Below are 18568 nucleotides of genomic sequence, written 5' to 3'. Positions count from 1 at the left end.
CCGTTCGAGGATTCTGTGGAAGGTTGACTCGAAGGATCACACGGTGGCCGCGTCCACGTCCGGGACGATCACGGTGCCACCGCGCTACACCACTATGCGGGACTCAACTGCGGCCTACGGCCTCATGTGCTCCCCGCGCAGGCGGGGATGAGCCCTCCCTGGCTCCGCATGACCCGCGCCGACTGCGGTGCTCCCCGCGCAGGCGGGGATGAGCCGAAGGCGTATGCCAAGGCGTACGGCTACAGCGAGTGCTCCCCGCGCAGGCGGGGATGAGCCGGGATAGGTGCCGTATCGGTCGGGCTTCGTCCAGTGCTCCCCGCGCAGGCGGGGATGAGCCGCACGGAGTCCGCGGTGTCGGACCAGGCGAGCAGTGCTCCCCGCGCAGGCGGGGATGAGCCGGGCGGGTACGCCCTGGGCGGCATCGTCGGCCCGTGCTCCCCGCGCAGGCGGGGATGAGCCTGCGCCCACGTGGACGTGGTCGTAGTGCATCCGGTGCTCCCCGCGCAGGCGGGGATGAGCCGCTCAGGGTGGCGGTCTCGGAGAACTCCGACTGGTGCTCCCCGCGCAGGCGGGGATGAGCCCTGCTCTTCGGGCATGGCGTCAAACTCGGTTTCGTGCTCCCCGCCCAGGCGGGGATGAGCCGTACGCGATGCTGTTCGGTGCGTCGATGGGGCGGTGCTCCCCGCGCAGGCGAGGATGAGCCCCCTCACACCAAGCACGTGCACGTCAGCATCCTGGTGCTCCCCGCGCAGGCGGGGATGAGCCGGATTCCCCGTCGATCCACCTCCATGGATCGACGTGCTCCCCGCGCAGGCGGGGATGAGCCCCCTCTGGCCCGCTCTGGCGCAACCACACGCCCGTGCTCCCCGCGCAGGCGGGGATGAGCCCCCGCATCAGGTCTCCCACCTCCTCGTCGTGGAGTGCTCCCCGCGCAGGCGAGGATGAGCCCCCTCACACCAAGCACGTGCACGTCAGCATCCTGGTGCTCCCCGCGCAGGCGGGGATGAGCCGGATTCCCCGTCGATCCACCTCCATGGATCGACGTGCTCCCCGCGCAGGCGGGGATGAGCCCCCTCTGGCCCGCTCTGGCGCAACCACACGCCCGTGCTCCCCGCGCAGGCGGGGATGAGCCCCCGCATCAGGTCTCCAACCTCCTCGTCGTGGAGTGCTCCCCGCGCAGGCGGGGATGAGCCCCCGGTTGATCGCGTCAGCCTTACGGCCGGTGAGTGCTCCCCGCGCAGGCGGGGATGAGCCCGCCACGAGATCGATAGTGCGACGGGTCGCCTTGTGCTCCCCGCGCAGGCGGGGATGAGCCCGCCACGAGATCGATAGTGCGACGGGTCGCCTTGTGCTCCCCGCGCAGGCGGGGATGAGCCCGCCACGAGATCGATAGTGCGACGGGTCGCCTTGTGCTCCCCGCGCAGGCGGGGATGAGCCCGCCACGAGATCGATAGTGCGACGGGTCGCCTTGTGCTCCCCGCGCAGGCGGGGATGAGCCCGCCACGAGATCGATAGTGCGACGGGTCGCCTTGTGCTCCCCGCGCAGGCGGGGATGAGCCCGCCACGAGATCGATAGTGCGACGGGTCGCCTTGTGCTCCCCGCGCAGGCGGGGATGAGCCCGCCACGAGATCGATAGTGCGACGGGTCGCCTTGTGCTCCCCGCGCAGGCGGGGATGAGCCCGCCACGAGATCGATAGTGCGACGGGTCGCCTTGTGCTCCCCGCGCAGGCGGGGATGAGCCCGCCACGAGATCGATAGTGCGACGGGTCGCCTTGTGCTCCCCGCGCAGGCGGGGATGAGCCGCATCCCGACGAGTACGACTACGAGTGCCGCCAGTGCTCCCCGCGCAGGCGGGGATGAGCCGCATCCCGACGAGTACGACTACGAGTGCCGCCAGCGCTCCCCGCGCAGGCGGGGATGAGCCGCATCCCGACGAGTACGACTACGAGTGCCGCCAGTGCTCCCCGCGCAGGCGGGGATGAGCCGCATCCCGACGAGTACGACTACGAGTGCCGCCAGTGCTCCCCGCGCAGGCGGGGATGAGCCGCATCCCGACGAGTACGACTACGAGTGCCGCCAGCGCTCCCCGCGCAGGCGAGGATGAGCCCTGGGCGACGGCCCGCACGAACGCCCACTGCAGGTGCTCCCCGCGCAGGCGGGGATGAGCCGACCAGCGCCCGCCTCGATGGCGCGATGACCCTGTGCTCCCCGCGCAGGCGGGGATGAGCCGGTGTCGCCGACCTCGTCGACCTCCTCGTCGCTGGTGCTCCCCGCGCAGGCGGGGATGAGCCCGTCGTGATCTTCCGGACCGACGGGTGCCGCTTGGTGCTCCCCGCGCAGGCGGGGATGAGCCCTCCTCATGGAGACGCAGCGCCTCGGCCCAGCCGTGCTCCCCGCACAGGCGGGGATGAGCCGGTCCAGCTCGCGGACAAGCGCGAGGTCGCCAAGTGCTCCCCGCGCAGGCGGGAACGAGCCACCCACCACATCTTCACTCGTCATGAATAGGTCGTCCCCCGGCAGGCGGAGATCCACCCGGGCACAAGCCGTCGTAGCCACCGCCCCGACTTCCTCGTGTCGGCAACCGCCTTGACCGGCGCCCCTCCGACCTCATGGTCAGTACAGGTACCCGTCCTCATCCAGGTCGTCGTCCTCGCCGAAGGGGAGGTCCTCCATCTGCATGATCTCCATCGCGTTGCCCATCGCGACCAGCACCGCGCAGGATGCGGCGACATGGCGGTCGTCGCGCGTGATCACGCCCGAGAGGGCGAGCGAACGCAGGTCCAGGTCGGTCGATGCGGCGCGCCAGAAGTCCGCCATCATGCGCTCGGACGCGAGCTCGTCGTCCGAGAACGACCGGAGGACGCCGTGGATGTCCGGCATGTCGAGTCCTCCTGCGCTGCCCGCCTTCATGAGGGCGAAGGCAGTGTCCGGCAGACCGCTGAACCCGCCGTCATACGAGGCGGAGAGCAGACGGGACAGGAAGTGTCGGGTCAGCAGGGCGGTCACGAACATGCGGAAACCGTCGGGGTCCTCCTCCGGGTCGCAGGCCGGGGCGAGGCCCTCGCCCGGGTAGATGCGGGTGACGCTCCCCTCGAGCCAACGGCCCTCGATGAGCGTCGTGAAGGGATCCGCGATCTCCGGCCGGTCCCACATCGAACGGAGCTTCCTCGGCTCGAGCCCCCACGCGTCGCAGAGCTTCTGCGTGTCCCTGAGCGTGAGCGCTCCCGTGCTCGTGACCCGCGCTCCCTCACCGACCAGGTCCAGGATCGCCAGCGCACGCTGCACGAACACGCTGTCCCTCCCGGCCGCCAGCATCTCCTCCGGGGTGAACTCGCGGTCATCGTTCTGCGGCGGAGCCCCCAGGTACGCGGGCCAGCTGTCCCCGAGCGGGCCGCGCGCCTCCTCGATGGCGTCATCGTCCCACCCAGCGAAGCTGCCCTCGGCCCCGAGGCCGCCGTATCCCCTCGCGCCGCCGTCGTACGGCACGCCTGCACGGGCCGCATCGACGACGGGCCCGAAGGCGCTGCCCCCGCCTGCCGCCTTCGGCGTCCCGCCGGATCCGCCCGGCGGCATGCGCGAGTCCTCATCGTTCGCGGTCGGATCGAAGGGGCGGCTGGGCCTGCGCAGCCGCCCGGTGTCGCTCAGCTCGATCCTCTCGGCGTGGGGCAGGGAGTTGTACCAGGCCATGTACGCATTCAGCACGTCGGGATCGCCCAGGTCGAGGCCCTGCTCCACCGCGTAGGAGAGGATGTTGCCGCTCATCGACCGCCGGGACGGATCGTCGGCGGCCTCGAGGACGTCGAGCTCCAGGCCCTCGAGCGTGGCATGCGCGGCCGCCACGGGCATCGAGGACCGAGACCACTGCCCCTGCTCCTCGAGGTACTCGAAGAACATGGCCAGGCGCGGGATGATCAGCACGCTGTCCTCCCGCCGCTGGGCGACCTTCCACGGCACCAGTTCGGTGAGGAGGAAGGCGATGATCTCGGCGGTCCACATGCCGGGATCGTGGAGGTCCATGTAGTCCGCACGGAGCTTCAGCAGGGTCGAGATGCCGGAGGCCGTCTCCTCGGCGACAGGCTCCGGCACCTGGTCGAGCAGCCACCGGCGGAAGCCCGCGACGACGAGCGGGCGCGGCCCGTCATTCGCCGCCGAGCGCCCGGCGGGACCGTGCGTATGCCCATGCCGTGGACCGCGGTCGCGCGGGGAGCCCGTGCCGCCGGATCGGTCGCCGTGTCGAGATCGCTTTTTCGCCATGCCCCCAGCATCCCTTCTCAGCCCCGTCGGCGCATCCTGTTGTGGACGACGATTCCTCCACCGCTCCCCACCAGGTCGCACAGCTCGCGCCTCCAGGGCACCAGCGCATCGAAGAAGCCCGAGTCCCACCGCACGCCCCGTGCTCGCAGACCACCGGCAGACGCACTCCTCGGCTCCGCACGGTCCACCGGCACCGGGCCCGCGAACAGCGAAGGGCCGACGGGAACCTCGTCCCATCGGCCCTCACCGTGCCATGCGCGTCAGAGCGTCGCGACCGTCGGGTCCCAGTCCTCGGGCAGCGGCTCGGGCGCCGTGAAGCCCGCCGGGTCCACGTCGACGATCCGGCCCTCGGCGGCGGCGTCGTGGATGGCGATGAGCACGTCGAGCACGTGCGCGGCCATCGCCCCGCTCGCCTGCTCGGGCACCCCGTCGCGCAGCGACCGCGCCAGGTCGACGACGCCCGCACCGCGGGCGAACGGGACCTCAGGCACCGGAAGCGTCCGCGTCTCCGGGGCGGCGAGTCCCTCGGGGAAGGCCCACAGCGTCGAGTCGCCGGCAAACATGTTCGGGTCCGGCAGCGCGATCGAGCCCTCGATGCCGGAGACCTCGATCTCGCCGATGCGCGGCAGCGCGCTCTGGAACGAGAACACGGCTTGGGCGCTGGCCCCGGACGCGAACGTCAGCAGCGCCGCGTGATGCGTGGGCACGTCGACGGGGAACCCGGTGCCCGCCTTGGGGCCCGAGCCGATCACGCGGGTGTCGCGCGCCGTCGAGGAGACGGCCATGACCCGCGCCACCGGTCCGAACAGGCGGACGGCCGCGGAGACGTCGTACGGGCCCATGTCGAACAGCGGGCCGGCGCCATGGGTGAACAGGAACTCGGGGCTCGGGTGCCAGGACTCCGGCCCGCCGGTCTGGAACACGAACGAGCCGGTCAGCACGTCGCCGATCTCCCCGGATGCCACCGCCCGCAGCGCCGTCTGGATGCCCGGACCGAGCATCGTGTCCGGGGCGCATGCCAGGCGCAGCCCCTTCTCGTCGGCCAGCGCGAGCAGCTCGCGAGCCTCCTGGGAGGCCATCGCGATCGGCTTCTCGGACCACACGTGCTTGCCGGCCTCGAGGATCCTGCGGTCCACCTCTGCATGGGCGGCAGGGATCATCAGGTTCACGACGATGTCGACGTCCTCGCGCGCCAGGAGCTCCTCAACCGTGCCCGCCGCGACCTCCCCGGAGCCGTCGCGGACCTCGAACTCCTCGGCCCGGGCCCGTGCCCGCTCGACGTCGAGGTCCGCGAGGAAGCGCACCTCCACGTCCGGGAACTGCTAGAAGCTGCGCAGGTACTGCACGGAGATCACGCCGGTGCCGATGATGCCGACGCCGAGGGCGCCGGGGGCCTTGGCGGGGTGCGGCAGCTCCGACAGCGGCACGACCGTCGCCGCGTTCGGGTCCACGACCTCCGTCGCAGGGGCCTCGTCGGTCACGGTCTCACCGGCCAGCACGTCCGTCGCGGCGCCACCGGGCGCGCCCGTGGTCACGGGCGCAGGCGCATCGTGGGCCGAGAACGTCACGTCGCCGGTCAGGGTCACGTCACCGGTCGCGGTCCCGTCGTCGTGCGGGGTCATCGGGCCTCCCCCGCGCGCTCGCCCTGCGCATCGTCGTTCTCGCCCAGCCAGGCGAGGGACTCGGCGATGCCCTCGAAGACGTCGCCCGCGTCGTCGTCGAACTCGACCACGCGCAGGGCCTGCGGGGCGGCCGCGAGGATCGCCGGCACGTCCACCTCGCCCTGTCCGGCGGGCTTCTGCTCCTTGAAGGCGCGGGCGAGGGCGTCGGAGACGATCAGCTCGCTCTCCGAGCTGGGCAGCACGTTCGCGATGTCGCCGCTGACGGTGCCGTCCTTGACGTGGATCGCCCGGACCCGATCGCCGAAGGCGCGCAGCAGGGCCGGGACGTCGGCACCGCCGACGGTCGCCCAGAACGTGTCGACCTCGAGGGCCACGCGCGGATCGAGCTGCCCGACGAGGACCTCGAGCGCGTGGCGCCCGTCGACCTTGTTCACCAGCTCCCACTGGTGGTTGTGGTAGCCGAAGCGCACACCCTCGGTCTCGGCGATGTCGGCGAGACCGTTCATGCGCTCGGCGAGCCTCTTGACGTCGTCGGCGCTCTGCGAGCGCTCGGTCGGGATGAACGGGTCGATCACCAGGTCCATCCCGAGCTGCGCGGCGGTGGCGAACACCTTGGCCGGGTCCTCCTCGTCGATCGCGCCGTTGCGGCCCGACGGGGCGGAGCGGCCGTACGCCTGCAGGGAGCGGCGCAGCTCCTCGGCGTTGCCCGTGAACGCGTAGGGCTCGACACTGCGGAAGCCGAACTCGGCCACGCGCTTCAGCGTGCCATCGAGATCCGCCTCCATCGCGGTGCGCAGGGAGTAGAGCTGGACGGAGGGCTGCTGGGCCATGGGTTCCTCACCTCGGGGTCGTCGTCGACTGCGGTCGCGGGCCGTCGCCCGTGCACACCCCAGCACGACGCACATCACTGACAGACGGCCGGGTCCGTGGGTCCTCGGCCCGTCGACGGTGCCGCGCGCTTCCTGGCACACTCGCCCCATGGATGCGACGGGCCCCTGGCAGAACGCGGCGCGCGGCGCCGATCTCCTGCGCGACGGGCGGGCGAGCCCGACGATCTTCGCCCGCATGTCCGCCCGGGCCGCCGAGCTCGGCGCGATGAACCTGGGCCAGGGCTTCCCCGACACCGATCCGCCGCCCGCCGTCGCGGAGGCCGCCGTCGCCGCGATCCGGGCGGGCGCCAACCAGTACCCGCCCGGTCCCGGGACGCCCGAGCTGCGCGCGGCGATCGCCCGCCACCAGGAGCGCTTCTACGGCCTGAGCTGGGATCCCGCCCGCGAGGTGCTCGTGACGACGGGCGCGACCGAGGCCATCGCCGCGTCGATCCTCGCGCTCGTGCGGCCGGGCGACGAGGTGCTCACCCTCGAGCCCTACTACGACTCGTACGCGGCGATGATCGCCCTGGCCGGGGGCGCGCACCGCACGGTGCCGCTCACGGTCGAGCTGATCGACGCCACCGTGGGCGGGGGCGAGGGGGACCTGCGCCTGGGTGTCGACCCCGCCGCCCTGCGGGCCGCGATCACCGACGCCACCCGGCTGATCCTCGTGAACTCGCCCCACAACCCCACCGGCATCACCCTGCCGCCCGAGGCGCTCACGGCGATCGTCGAGGGCGCCGCCGCGCACGACGCGATCATCGTGTCCGACGAGGTCTACGAGCACCTGGTTTTCGACGACGCCCACACCCCGATCGCGACCCTGCCCGGCGCCCGGGAGCGGACGATCACGATCGGCTCGGCCGGCAAGACGCTGTCGGTCACGGGCTGGAAGATCGGCTGGATCACCGCCCCGTCCGAGCTGGTCACGGCCGTGACCGGGGTCAAGCAGTGGCTCACCTACACCTCGGGTGCGCCGTTCCAGGGCGCGGTCGCGACCGGACTGGACCTGCCCGACGAGGAGTTCGACGCCATCGCCGACGACCTGCGGCGTCGGCGCGACGGCCTGCTGGCGACGCTGCGCGGCATCGGCGCCCGCGTGTCCGTGCCCGCCGCCGGCTACTTCGTGGTGGCCGACCTGTCGGGCCTCGGGGAGGTGGACGCGGCCGCACTCTGCGAGCGTCTGCCGGAGGAGGCAGGGGTGGTCGCGATCCCGGTGCCGGCGTTCTGCCGGGACGAGGCTGATGGCGGCCACGCCTCCCGCTTCGCCTCCCTGGTGCGCTTCGCGTTCTGTAAGGACGACGCGACGATGACCGAGGCCGCGTGCCGCCTCGAGGCCTGGGCCGCAGAGCGCGGCGGGAAGGTGGGGCGGGCGCCGACTCGCGGTGCCTGACCGACGCGCCGGGCACGGACGGCGCGTGTCGGCGCCGGGTGCCTGACCGACGCGACGCGACAGATATGGGCGCTGGAGAGCCGCCCACGCGCACATATGCAGGTGACCGGCTCTCCAGCGCCCATATCTGCGCCAGCTCACCTCGCGCCGCCCGCCGTCAGGCCTCGTGCTCGCCGCCGCCAGACCCGGCACTCGCCGCCGCCAGGCCCCGCAGCACCCGCCGTCAGGCCCCGCGGCGCTCCCAGATGTCGGCGAGCGCCTCGTCGAGCCGCGGGTGCGCGAACGCGAACCCGGTCTCCTCGAGCACGCCCGGCGCGACCCAGCGGCTCTTGAGCACGAGCTCGCTCTCGGTGCCGAGCACCCGCATCGTCGGCTCGAGCATCCAGCGGAAGGCGGGCAGGCCGATTCGGGCGCCGACGGTGCGGCGCAGCGCGCGCATGAGCTCGACGTTGGTGACGGCCTCGGGTGCTGCGAGGTTCACGGGTCCGCTGATGGACTCCGTGGCCTCGATATGCCGGATCGCGGCGACGGCGTCGTCGATGTGGATCCACGAGAACATCTGACGCCCGCCGGAGGTGCGGGGGCGGCTCGGATCCTTCGCGAACGGGGTGCCGCGGGAGTCCGACAGGCCGCGGTAGCGGTCGTGCGGGAACCACCATCCGTCGATCTGCGGGCCGCCGAGGCCGAAGCGGGCCAGGCCCAGCAGCATGGTCGTGGCGTCGGAGTCGGGGCCCAGCGCGATCGTGGTGCGCAGCGCGATCTTCCGGGTCGCGGGGGCGGGAGAGGCGGCGAGCTCGGCCTCCCAGGCCTGGGCCACCTGCTCGGAGAAGCCGAAGCGAGTGGTCCGATCGCCCTCGGTGTGCGCGGCCGCGGTGATGGCCGGGTAGATAGTGGCGGTCGACGCGTTCATCCACACCGGCGGCGGGGCGTCGAGCTCCGCGATCACCCGGCCCAGCTCGCGCGTGGTGTCGATGCGCGAGTCCAGGATCTCGCGGCGGTTGGCCTCGGTGTAGCGGCAGTCGACGGTGCGGCCGGCGAGGTTGACCAGCACGGATGCCCCGTCGAGGGCGCGACGCAGGCCGTCGGCGTCGCCCCAGTGCACATCGGATCCGCTGCCGCGGCCGATCAGCACCACCTCGCGTCCGGCCTCCCGGTATGCCGCTGCCAGATGCCGGCCCATGAAGCCGCTCGCGCCGGCGATGACTGCACGTTCCATCATGGTCCCCCTCGTCGTCTGGTGCCGGAGCCCCCCGCTCCGGTCAGCGTCCTGCTGAAGCCGGGCCCCGCAGATGCACTGCCTCACTGGTGCAGCGGCCCGCAGATGCAGTGCCTCGCAGATGCAGTGCCCGTGCGGACCAGGGTATGCGGTCCTGCGATGCGACGATGGTGCCGCCCCTCGATCCGCGACCGGAGGACCCCCGTGACGTCGTCTCCCGCCCCTGCCCGCACATCGCCGCCCACCACCGCGCGCGGCATCGACCGCGCCCGCGCGCACCTGCTGGACCGCCGCACCGTCGCCTGGCCCGCGGGCCTCGTGCCCGAGGACGAGGACTGGTCGCTCGAGCTGTGGGCGTCACCCAGCGGCGGCATGTCCTGCGAGCACGGGGAGATGCGTGGCGGGGAGATGATCGGCCGCCTCGAGCTCGATCCCGCCGGGCTGACCGCGGAGCAGACGGCAGTGCGGCGCCACCTGCGCGATCACCTCGCGCTTCACCCCGTCGCCGATGCCCCCGCCGCCGATCCGGAACGCCTGGCCGACGCCCTGCGCGGGCAGCTGCTGGTCGCGCTGCGCGGGGCCTCCGGGGCGGTCGAGATCGCGACGGGCGTGCAGGTCGCGGGCGTGATCGACGACCTCTGGGGCGCCGCGGCCGCGTCCCGCGAGGACCTCGGGGTGCGGGTCGGGCCCGACGGGGTGCACCTGGCGCTGTGGGCCCCGACCGCCCTCACCGTCGACCTGCTCCTGTTCGCCGACGACACCGGCGCCGGCGAGCCCGAGCGGCATCCGCTGACCCGCGAGGACGACGGCACCTGGACGATCGCGGGCCCGTCGGCGTGGACGGATCGCGCCTACCTGTTCGACATCGACGTCTACGCCCCCTGGGCTGACGCCGTGGCGCGCCACCGCGTGACCGACCCGCTGTCCGTCGGCCTCACGGCGGGGTCGGAGGCCAGCGTGATCGTCGACCTCGCCGACCCCCGCTGGATGCCGAGCGGGTGGCGCGAGCACCGCTCGCCCGTCCTCGCGCGCCCGTCGGCCCGGGCGATCACGGAGCTGCACGTGCGCGACGTGTCGATCGCCGATGAGACCGTGCCGGAGGAGCTGCGCGGCACGTACGCCGCGTTCACCTGCACGGACTCGGCCGGGATGCGGCACCTGGCCGCCCTGGCGGAGGCCGGGATGACGACGATCCACCTGCTGCCCACGTACGACATCGCCTCGATCCCGGGGCGCCGCGCCGATCAGGCCCGCCCCGCGATCCCCGCCGATGCGGCCCCGGACTCCCCCGCCCCGCAGGCCGCGATCGCGGAGGTCGCCGACCGCGATGCCTTCAACTGGGGATACGACCCCCACCACTGGGCCGTGCCCGAGGCGTCCTACGCACCCGAGGGCCATCAGGACGGGGGCGCGCGCACGGCGCAGTTCCGGGCGATGGTGCAGGCGCTGCACGGCATCGGCCTGCAGGTGGTGGCCGACCAGGTCTTCAACCACACCTTCGCCTCGGGCGGGAACGAGCTGTCGGTGCTCGACCGCGTGGTGCCCGGCTACTTCCATCGGCTCTCCGACTGCGGCTGCATCGAGCAGTCCACGTGCTGCGAGAACGTCGCCACCGAGCACGCGATGGCCGAGCGGATCATGGTGGACTCCCTGGTCACGTGGGCGCGGGACTACCGGGTCGACGGGTTCCGCTTCGACCTCATGGGTCACCACACCACCGGGAACATGGCCGCGATCCGACGGGCGCTGGACGCCCTGACGCTCGAGCGCGACGGGGTCGACGGGTGCGCCGTGCACCTGTACGGGGAGGGCTGGAACTTCGGCGAGGTGGCCGACGGGGCGCGCTTCGACCAGGCGATCCAGGGGAACCTGGGCGGCACCGGGATCGGCTGCTTCGACGACCGCATCCGCGACGCCGTCCACGGGGGCGGGCCGGCCGATGCCGATCACCGCGCCGAGCAGGGCTTCGGGACCGGCCTGTTCACCGATCCGAACGGGTTCGACCCGCGTTCGGGCGAGGAGCAGCGAGCGGCGCTGGCCCATGCGACGGACCTGGTGCGCCTGGCGATGGCCGGGAACCTCAAGAGCTTTGAGCTGACCTGCGCCGACGGGCAGGTGCGCCGCGGCGACGAGCTGGACTACGCGGGCATGCCGGCGGGTTTCGCGGAGGAGGTGGGCGAGGCCATCGCCTACGTCGACGCCCACGACAACGAGACCCTGTTCGACACGCTCGTATGGAAGCTGCCCGACGCGATCAGCATGGATGACCGCATCCGGATGAACATCCTGTGCCTGGCCACGGTCGCGCTGGGCCAGTCCCCGGCGTTCTGGCACGGCGGCACCGAGCTGCTGCGCTCGAAGTCCCTGGACACCGACTCCTACAACTCGGGCGACCGCTTCAACGCGATCGATTGGACGGGCGCGAGCCACGGCTTCGGCCGGGGCCTCCCGCCGGCCGCGCGCAATGCGCACCTGTGGGAGGCGCAGGCGCCGCTGCTGCGGCGGGCCGATCTAGTGCCCTCGCGCGAGCAGATCCTGCACGCCCGCGACATGGCGCTGGACCTGCTGCGCCTGCGCCGCGACCTGCCGCTGCTCACCCTGGGCAGCGCCGCGGCGATCCGCGAGAAGGTGACGTTCCCGGGCGCGGGGCCGGACGCGACGCCGGGGCTGCTGGTGATGCGGATCGACGACCGGCGCGGGGAGCCGACGGGCGGAGCGCGCGCGACCGACACCGGAGCGAGCCCTAGTGCGCGCACAGCGGCAGCCGCCTCTCCCGATGCGGGCAGTGAGCAGGTGTTCGTGGTGCTCAACGCCTCCCCTGCCCAGGTCACCGAAGCCCTTCCCGGCATGGCGGGCGAGGCGCTGCACCTGGCCGACGTGCAGGCCCGCGGCGCCGACCCGGTAGTGCGCGAGACCGCGTGGGACGCGGCGAGCGGAACGATCACCGTCCCGGCGCGGACGGCGGCGGTGCTGGTGAGGTGAGGGGGCGTCATCCACATCTGTCCCGTCCGCCGTTGACTCGCGTCGAACATCCTGCGAACCTTGCTCTGCAGGACGCCTCACGGCCTCCCGCATAGCCGAAGACCCCGCCCTGGCGGGGTCTTCGTGTATCCAGGAGGGACCCCGTGCGCGCCATCTTCATTGACGAGTCCGCGACATCGAGCGGCAGCCACTACTACCTGGGCGGGTTGGTCACCGATGCACCGGCACTCCGGCATGTCGAAACGGAGATGGATGGCCTCGCGGAGTTCATCGCAGACCAGGTCGACGGGGTCGAGCAGAGCATCGAGCTCCACGGGCATGACATGTTCCATGGAAAGGCGGAATGGGAGCCCGTGCCGCTCAGGCTCCGTGTGCGTGCTTGCGAGATCGCGTCCAGGATTCTCGCCGAGTCCGGCGCGCGGATGCTCTTCCGCGGCATGGACGTCCCGGCGCAGCGCCGTCGATACGCGCAGCCCTTCCCCGCGCACGAACTGGTCCTGAGCCAGCTCATCAGCGACATCGACAAGCGTCTCGGGCCAGGACGCTCCCTGGGCATGCTCGGCCTGTGCCATGCCGACGAGCACCACTCGGCCGACAGCGGGCGTCGCAATCTCCGCCGCTTCAAGATCGAGGCTGTCGCGGGACACACCGAAAGACCCATCACCCACATCGGTGACACGATCTACTTCGGTCCGTCGCACGCCAGTCGACTCCTGCAGGCCGTCGACATCGCGACGTTCTTCCTCAACCGCGTCCGACACACGACGGAGACCGACCCGCGCGCACGCCGGTCCATGGCGGCCATCGTGGGGAACATCCGCTCCATCACGGTCGATGAGTACGTCTGGACGCCGTGACGCGTCGCCCAGTCCTCTCACGACCACCCCGGATGACGCTGTGTGCGAACCGGGCGTGACTCTCGGCGGCGGGCGCGGGAGAGTAGGGGCATCCGTCGTCTCCGACACCCCGAGGTGAGCACCGTGCCCGTCCCCGCAGATCCGTCGCCCGCCCTCCAGCAGTACGCCCACCCGGAGCGCCTGGTCACCACGCAGTGGCTGGCCGAGAACCTGGGCGCCGAGGGCCTGGTGGTGGTCGAGTCCGACGAGGACGTGCTGCTGTACGAGACGGGCCACATCCCCGGCGCCCGCAAGATCGACTGGCACCTGGACCTCAACGACCCGGTGACCCGCGACTACGTCTCCCCCGAGGACTTCGCCGCCCTCATGGACCGCCACGGCATCGCCCGCGACACCACGGTGGTGATCTACGGCGACAAGTCCAATTGGTGGGCCGCCTACGCCCTGTGGGTGTTCACCCTGTTCGGCCACGAGGACGTGCGCCTGCTCGACGGAGGACGCGCCGCCTGGCAGGCCGAGGGCCGCGAGATGACGCGCGAGACCCCCGCCGATGCCGAGGCGCCCGCGGGCGGCGGCTACCCGGTCGTCGAGCGGGACGACGCCCCGATCCGCGCGTTCCGCGACGATGTGCTGGGCTTCCTCGGCGGCCAGCTGATCGACGTCCGCTCCCCGCAGGAGTACACGGGCGAGCGCACCCACATGCCCGACTACCCACAGGAGGGCGCGCTGCGCGGCGGCCACATCCCGAGCGCGGCATCGGTGCCGTGGGCGCGGGCCGCGCAGGAGGACGGCCGATTCAAGCCGCGCGCGGAGCTCGAGGCGATCTACCTCGCCGAGCTGGGCTACGACCCGTCGGCACCGGTGATCGCGTACTGCCGCATCGGCGAGCGCTCGAGCCACACGTGGTTCGTCCTCACGCATCTGCTCGGGTTCACGAGCGCCCGCAACTACGACGGCTCGTGGACGGAGTGGGGCAACGGCGTGGGCCTGCCGATCGTCCAGGGCGAGGCCCGCGGCGAGGTCCCGGCCCGCACCCGGGCGCCCCGCTCGACCGCGGCCGACACCATCGACGCCGTTCCTGCGCCCGTCGCGGCGGCGAACGCCTCCCAGCAGGTCGCCAATGAGGAGGGCACCCGATGAGCGACGAGCCCACGAGCGGCGACAGCGGCGCCGTGCCGGCGGTCCTCGCGGAGATCGCCGAGGACTTCCAGGCGCTGCCCGCCCGCGACCGCCTGCAGCTGCTACTGGAGTTCTCCGACTCCCTGCCGGACCTGCCCGAGCGCTACGCCGACCACCCCGAGCTCCTCGAGCCGGTCCCCGAGTGCCAGTCGCCGATCTTCCTCATCACCGAGGTCGACGGCACCGGCCCGGAGGCGCCGGTGAGCCTGTTCTTCTCCGCGCCGCCGGAAGCGCCGACCACGCGCGGCTTCGCGGGCATCCTCGCCGAGGGCCTCGACGGGCTCAGCGCGGCCGAGATCGTCTCCGTCCCTGCGGACGTGACGGGGCAGATGGGCCTGGCGGAGGTCGTCTCCCCGCTGCGCCTGCGCGGCATGGCCGGGATGCTCGGGCGGATCAAGCGCCAGGTGCGGGAGAAGGCGCAGATCGAGGGCTGAGACCGGCTATCGGCGGTCCGGGCCGAGGGCCTCACGCAGACGCCGGTGCTCCTCCTCGGCGATCTCCCCGCTCGCGAGGCGCCGATCGAGGATCTCGTGCGGGCTGCTCTCCGCTGGTGCGGACCAGGACGGCTGCGTCCCGCTCATCGGCGCGACCGCGGGGGTCGAGCTCTTCTTCGCCGCAGCCAGCACGACCCCGATGATCACGACGAGCGGCAGCACCACGGCCACCAGCAACAGCAGCAGAATGATGATGTGCCATGGCTTCATCACGCTCATGTTGGACACCTCTGCCTCTCGACGTCCGGGCGGGGCGGGTCGCCACGCGGATGCGCACACGATAGTCCTCGACGACGAGGGGCTATCGGGACTTGTCTCCGCGGTCCGGGCTGTCCCGTCCGGGCCCGAGATCGGGCCCCTGCGGGATGCCGACGGCGGCGGGCCCGACGTCCGCGATTATCAGGCGGATCCATAGAGCCCGGGCTCTCCCCCCACGTCCCCCGAATCGCCCGACATGCTCGAAACCTGCGGGTCTATCCTCGTCATCGACGGGCCCTCCGGCCCGCCTCGATACGACCGGAAGGACCCTGCCATGCGCGCAGCCCGCTACTACGACAACCGCGACATCCGCATCGAGGAGATCGAGGATCCCACCCCCGCCGCCGGCGAGGTGCTGATCGACGTCGCCTGGTGCGGTATCTGCGGCACCGATCTGCACGAGTACCTCGACGGACCGATCTTCTGCCCCACCCATGACACCCCGACGTCGCTCACCGGCGAGACGGCGCCGGTGACGATGGGCCACGAGTTCTCCGGCGTCGTCTCGGGCCTGGGCGAGGGCGTGGACGACCTCGCCGTCGGCGACCACGTCGTCGTTGAGCCGTACATCATCGGCGATGACGTCGAGACCGGCCCCGAGTCCCGCGACTACCACCTGTCCCCCGGCATGAACTTCATCGGCCTGGGCGGCGCCGGCGGCGGCCTCGCCGAGAAGATCGCCGTGAAGCGCCGCTGGGTGCACCGCATCGACCCGAGCATCCCGCTCGACCAGGCCGCGCTCATCGAGCCCCTGACCGTCGGCTACCACGCCGTCGAGCGCTCGGACGCGAAGGCCGGGGATGTGGCCCTCATCGGCGGCGCGGGCCCGATCGGCCTGGTCACCGCCGCGGTCCTCAAGGCGCAGGGCGTCACCGTGATTATGTCCGAGCTCTCGGAGTTGCGCCGCCAGAAGGCCCTCGACGCCGGCGTCGCGGACCACGTGGTCGACCCCCGTTCGGAGGACGTGGCCGCGAAGGTCCGCGAGCTGACCGACGGCCGCGGCGCCGACGTCGCCTTCGAGTGCACCAGCGTGCAGGTGGTCCTCGACACCCTCATGGACGCGCTGCGTCCGCGCGGCGTCCTCGTGGTCGCCTCGATCTGGGGCCACAAGGCGGACTTCGACATGCACCGCCTGGTCATGAAGGAGATCGACCTGCGCGGCACGATCGCGTACGTCAACAACCACCCGGCGACGATCACGCTCGTCGAGGAGGGCAAGATCGACCTCGCACCCTTCATCACCGGCAAGATCGGTCTCGACGGCCTGGTCGACGAGGGCTTCGACACCCTCATCAACCGCAACGAGACGGCCGTGAAGATCCTCGTCTCCCCCAGCGGCGAGGGCCTGTGACCCTGCGCTGAGCTGACCCGGCGCGCAGCGGCTCCACCGGATGGTGCCGCGCGCGGGTGAGACGGCGGGCACGAGATCGACGGAATGAACCGCTCCGGTGGCTCATCCCGTCGATCTCGTGCACGGATCCGGCTCGTTTCGTGCGTCTGACGCGTCCCGCTTACCATCGACTGGTCCTCCCTCGCCCCTGACCTCCGGAGACCCCGCCCGTGCCGCCTGCTCCCGATCTGCCCGTCCTCGCCGGGGGCCCGCCGTGGCCCGGCGACTGGTCCTCGTTCTGGCCCGACATGGTGATCGGCTGCCTGACGGGCATCATCATCGGCCTCGCGTTCTGGCTGCTGGACGTCTGGGCGAACCAGCGCCACTCCCGCAAGACCGCACGCCGGGTGTCGCTGCGGATCGTCCAGCCGCTGCTGCTGATCCTGCAGCGTCCGACGATCGCGCAGTCGTTCACGGAGCTGGGCGAGCTGCCGCGCAAGCACCGCCTCGCGCTCGAGCTGATCGAGGACTCCGACCTCGACGACTGGCACGAGGAGCGCCCCACCGAGCTCACCGAGGCCGTGCGCGATTACCGCACGCGCCTGCGCACGCTCAAGGCCGACGCCGATGACCTCGAGCAGGCCGTCGACCGCTGGTTCACGGTGCACCGGACGCGGCCGATGATCCGCGAGTGGGTCGAGGCGCGCCTGCTGGGGGCATCGGACGACTTCCTGCGCGCGCTCATCCCCGACACCGAGGACTACGACACGGTCGAGGCCGAGGGCGAGGCCGTCGTCGGCAACCGCCTGGTGCGCAAGCACGCGCGCGCCTACCGGCAGGCGGAGCGGCGGGCCGACAACGCCGTGAAGGCGCTGATGCCGATCCTCATCGCAAACATCCGGGCGACGTCGGCGCGCTGACGACGCGAGCGCACGGGGCACCGTGGTCGGCGGCCCGCGGCGCGGCCGGACGGTCTCAGCCCTGGACGACGGCCGGTTCCACGGCCGGGCGATCTCAGCCCGAAACGATCACCGTCAGCGACGTCGAGCGCCCGCTGTTGCAGCGGCTCTCGGTGACGCAGCAGGCGGCGACCGCGATGCGCAGGTCCATGCGGGCCCGCAGCACCACGCGGTCCCCGGGCCCGGACAGCGGATCCTCGACGGAGATGGTGCGGTCCGGGCGGATCTCGGTGTGCATGAACAGGTTCACCGGCGTGATCGCCCCGCGCTCCCGGCCCGCCGCGGGCATCCTCAGGGCAGCACGACGGCGGCACGGCGATCACGACTGGGCGGCTCGAACCGGACGAGTCGCACGAAGACTCCGCTATCGGTGCGGCGAAGCGGAGCGATCGCACGACTCGCGCGGGCAGGTCGCGCGAAAGGTTCGTGATCGCCGCGCTATTGCGGAGAGGGCGCGCGTCTGCGCCTCCTCCCACCGGCGTCAGTCCCCGTCGAGCTCCAGCTCCGGGTTCTCCTCGCGCGCCTCGCGGTAGACCTCGAGCGCCGCGGCCCCGTTCACCACGGCCATGACGGCGCCGACCACCACGTCGGGCCACGGCGACAGCCACGCCATCGTCACGAGCCCCGCCGCGATGATCAGCAGGTTGCCCAGCACGTCGTTGCGGGCGGCCAGCCACGCACCGCGGACGAGCGCCCCATGCCCGTGGCGCAGGCGCGACAGCAGCAGGGCGCAGAGGATGTTGATCGCCATGGCGACGCCGCCGGTGACGGTGAGGGTCACGGGCTCGGGGGCCCCGCCCGCCAGCAGGCGCCACAGCGCGACGCCCAGGGCGGCCGAGGCCGGCAGCAGGATCAGGCCCGCGAGGACGTAGGAGGCACGACGCCGGGCGGCCAGCGGCCAGGTCGCGGCGGCGAGGACCAGGGTGTTGATGAGGACGTCCTCGAGGAAGTCCGCGGCGTCGGCGAACAGGGAGGCCGATCCGATCCACGCGGCGACCGCCGCCTCGGCGAGCATGCCCAGCAGGTTCAGGGCGGCGACGAGGGCGACGATGCGCCGCATCGAGGAGGTGAGGTCACGGGAGTCCACGGGTCCATCATACGCGCCGACGGCACTCACCCGCCCGGCCCCCGCCCGCTGCCCGCTCCCCAGG

The 18568-nt window shown here is 72.2% G+C and carries 15 protein-coding genes and 1 CRISPR repeat array; of the genes, 7 read left to right on the top strand and 8 right to left on the bottom strand.

All coding sequences use genetic code 11. The features are described 5' to 3' along the window. Positions 1-126: 126 nt before the first annotated feature. A CRISPR array of direct repeats spans positions 127-2476; the repeat unit is 28 nt; unit sequence GTGCTCCCCGCGCAGGCGGGGATGAGCC. Positions 2477-2614: 138 nt separating this feature from the next. The 4 genes from FM110_RS10015 to FM110_RS10005 all read right to left on the bottom strand — a co-directional run bounded on the left by FM110_RS10015 (position 2615) and on the right by FM110_RS10005 (position 6707). After that, positions 2615-4087 carry a hypothetical protein gene (locus tag FM110_RS10015; protein ID WP_143276364.1) on the bottom strand — a complete coding sequence of 491 codons (1473 nt, stop codon included), beginning with the start codon at positions 4085-4087 and terminating at the stop codon, positions 2615-2617. A gap of 428 nt (positions 4088-4515) precedes the next feature. Beyond that, entirely contained in the window at positions 4516-5565 is a 1050-nt protein-coding gene (locus FM110_RS10010; protein WP_327230713.1) for a Gfo/Idh/MocA family protein, read from the bottom strand. Positions 5566-5577: 12 nt separating this feature from the next. Next, complete coding sequence (locus tag FM110_RS14870; protein ID WP_327230711.1) at positions 5578-5877, bottom strand: hypothetical protein; 300 nt, start codon at positions 5875-5877, stop codon at positions 5578-5580. Further along, the gene (locus FM110_RS10005) at positions 5874-6707 is read right to left on the bottom strand and encodes a sugar phosphate isomerase/epimerase family protein (RefSeq protein WP_087104619.1); all 834 of its coding nucleotides are present in this window, start codon (positions 6705-6707) and stop codon (positions 5874-5876) included. Before FM110_RS10005 ends, FM110_RS14870 begins: the two co-directional genes overlap by 4 nt. Before the next feature lie 148 nt (positions 6708-6855). On the opposite strand from FM110_RS10005, the gene FM110_RS10000 reads away from it, so the two are divergent. Continuing rightward, positions 6856-8142 carry an aminotransferase class I/II-fold pyridoxal phosphate-dependent enzyme gene (locus FM110_RS10000; RefSeq protein ID WP_087104618.1) on the top strand — a complete coding sequence of 429 codons (1287 nt, stop codon included), beginning with the start codon at positions 6856-6858 and terminating at the stop codon, positions 8140-8142. Between the two features lie 223 nt (positions 8143-8365). On the opposite strand, the gene FM110_RS09995 is transcribed toward FM110_RS10000, so the two are convergent. Next, a complete protein-coding gene (locus FM110_RS09995) occupies positions 8366-9358 on the bottom strand; it encodes an epimerase (protein ID WP_327230709.1) in 993 nt (330 codons plus the stop codon). Between the two features lie 204 nt (positions 9359-9562). Between FM110_RS09995 and FM110_RS09990 the strand changes: the two genes are divergently transcribed. The 4 genes from FM110_RS09990 to FM110_RS09975 all read left to right on the top strand — a co-directional run bounded on the left by FM110_RS09990 (position 9563) and on the right by FM110_RS09975 (position 14810). Continuing rightward, on the top strand, positions 9563-12340 hold the full coding sequence (locus FM110_RS09990) for an alpha-1,6-glucosidase domain-containing protein (RefSeq protein ID WP_234992219.1): 2778 nt from the start codon (positions 9563-9565) through the stop codon (positions 12338-12340). 143 nt (positions 12341-12483) lie between these two features. Then, positions 12484-13197 (top strand): DUF3800 domain-containing protein, encoded by a 714-nt coding sequence (locus FM110_RS09985; RefSeq protein WP_087104615.1) that lies wholly within the window; start codon positions 12484-12486, stop codon positions 13195-13197. Positions 13198-13320: 123 nt separating this feature from the next. Then, entirely contained in the window at positions 13321-14337 is a 1017-nt protein-coding gene (locus FM110_RS09980) for a sulfurtransferase (protein ID WP_087104622.1), read from the top strand. Continuing rightward, entirely contained in the window at positions 14334-14810 is a 477-nt protein-coding gene (locus tag FM110_RS09975) for a SufE family protein (RefSeq protein WP_087104614.1), read from the top strand. Before FM110_RS09980 ends, FM110_RS09975 begins: the two co-directional genes overlap by 4 nt. Positions 14811-14816: 6 nt before the next feature. Here the strand turns inward: FM110_RS09975 and FM110_RS09970 are convergent, their stop codons facing one another. Further along, positions 14817-15089 (bottom strand): SHOCT domain-containing protein, encoded by a 273-nt coding sequence (locus tag FM110_RS09970; RefSeq protein WP_143276363.1) that lies wholly within the window; start codon positions 15087-15089, stop codon positions 14817-14819. A gap of 313 nt (positions 15090-15402) precedes the next feature. Here FM110_RS09970 and FM110_RS09965 point away from each other — a divergent pair, with 313 nt between their 5' ends. Next, the gene (locus FM110_RS09965; RefSeq protein WP_087104612.1) at positions 15403-16479 is read left to right on the top strand and encodes a 2,3-butanediol dehydrogenase; all 1077 of its coding nucleotides are present in this window, start codon (positions 15403-15405) and stop codon (positions 16477-16479) included. Between the two features lie 209 nt (positions 16480-16688). Beyond that, a complete protein-coding gene (locus FM110_RS09960) occupies positions 16689-17378 on the top strand; it encodes a hypothetical protein (RefSeq protein WP_087104611.1) in 690 nt (229 codons plus the stop codon). A gap of 94 nt (positions 17379-17472) precedes the next feature. On the opposite strand, the gene FM110_RS09955 is transcribed toward FM110_RS09960, so the two are convergent. Together FM110_RS09955 and FM110_RS09950 are read right to left on the bottom strand one after the other, a co-directional pair. Beyond that, complete coding sequence (locus tag FM110_RS09955) at positions 17473-17706, bottom strand: DUF1989 domain-containing protein (protein WP_087104610.1); 234 nt, start codon at positions 17704-17706, stop codon at positions 17473-17475. A 192-nt stretch (positions 17707-17898) separates the two neighbouring features. Further along, entirely contained in the window at positions 17899-18504 is a 606-nt protein-coding gene (locus tag FM110_RS09950) for a cation diffusion facilitator family transporter (RefSeq protein ID WP_200810217.1), read from the bottom strand. Positions 18505-18568 lie beyond the last annotated feature (64 nt).

The organism is Brachybacterium nesterenkovii, from assembly GCF_900163655.1.
GTDB lineage: Bacteria > Actinomycetota > Actinomycetes > Actinomycetales > Dermabacteraceae > Brachybacterium > Brachybacterium nesterenkovii.
Note: the sequence above shows the minus strand (reverse complement) of the source record. Positions and strands in the feature narration are given on the sequence as shown.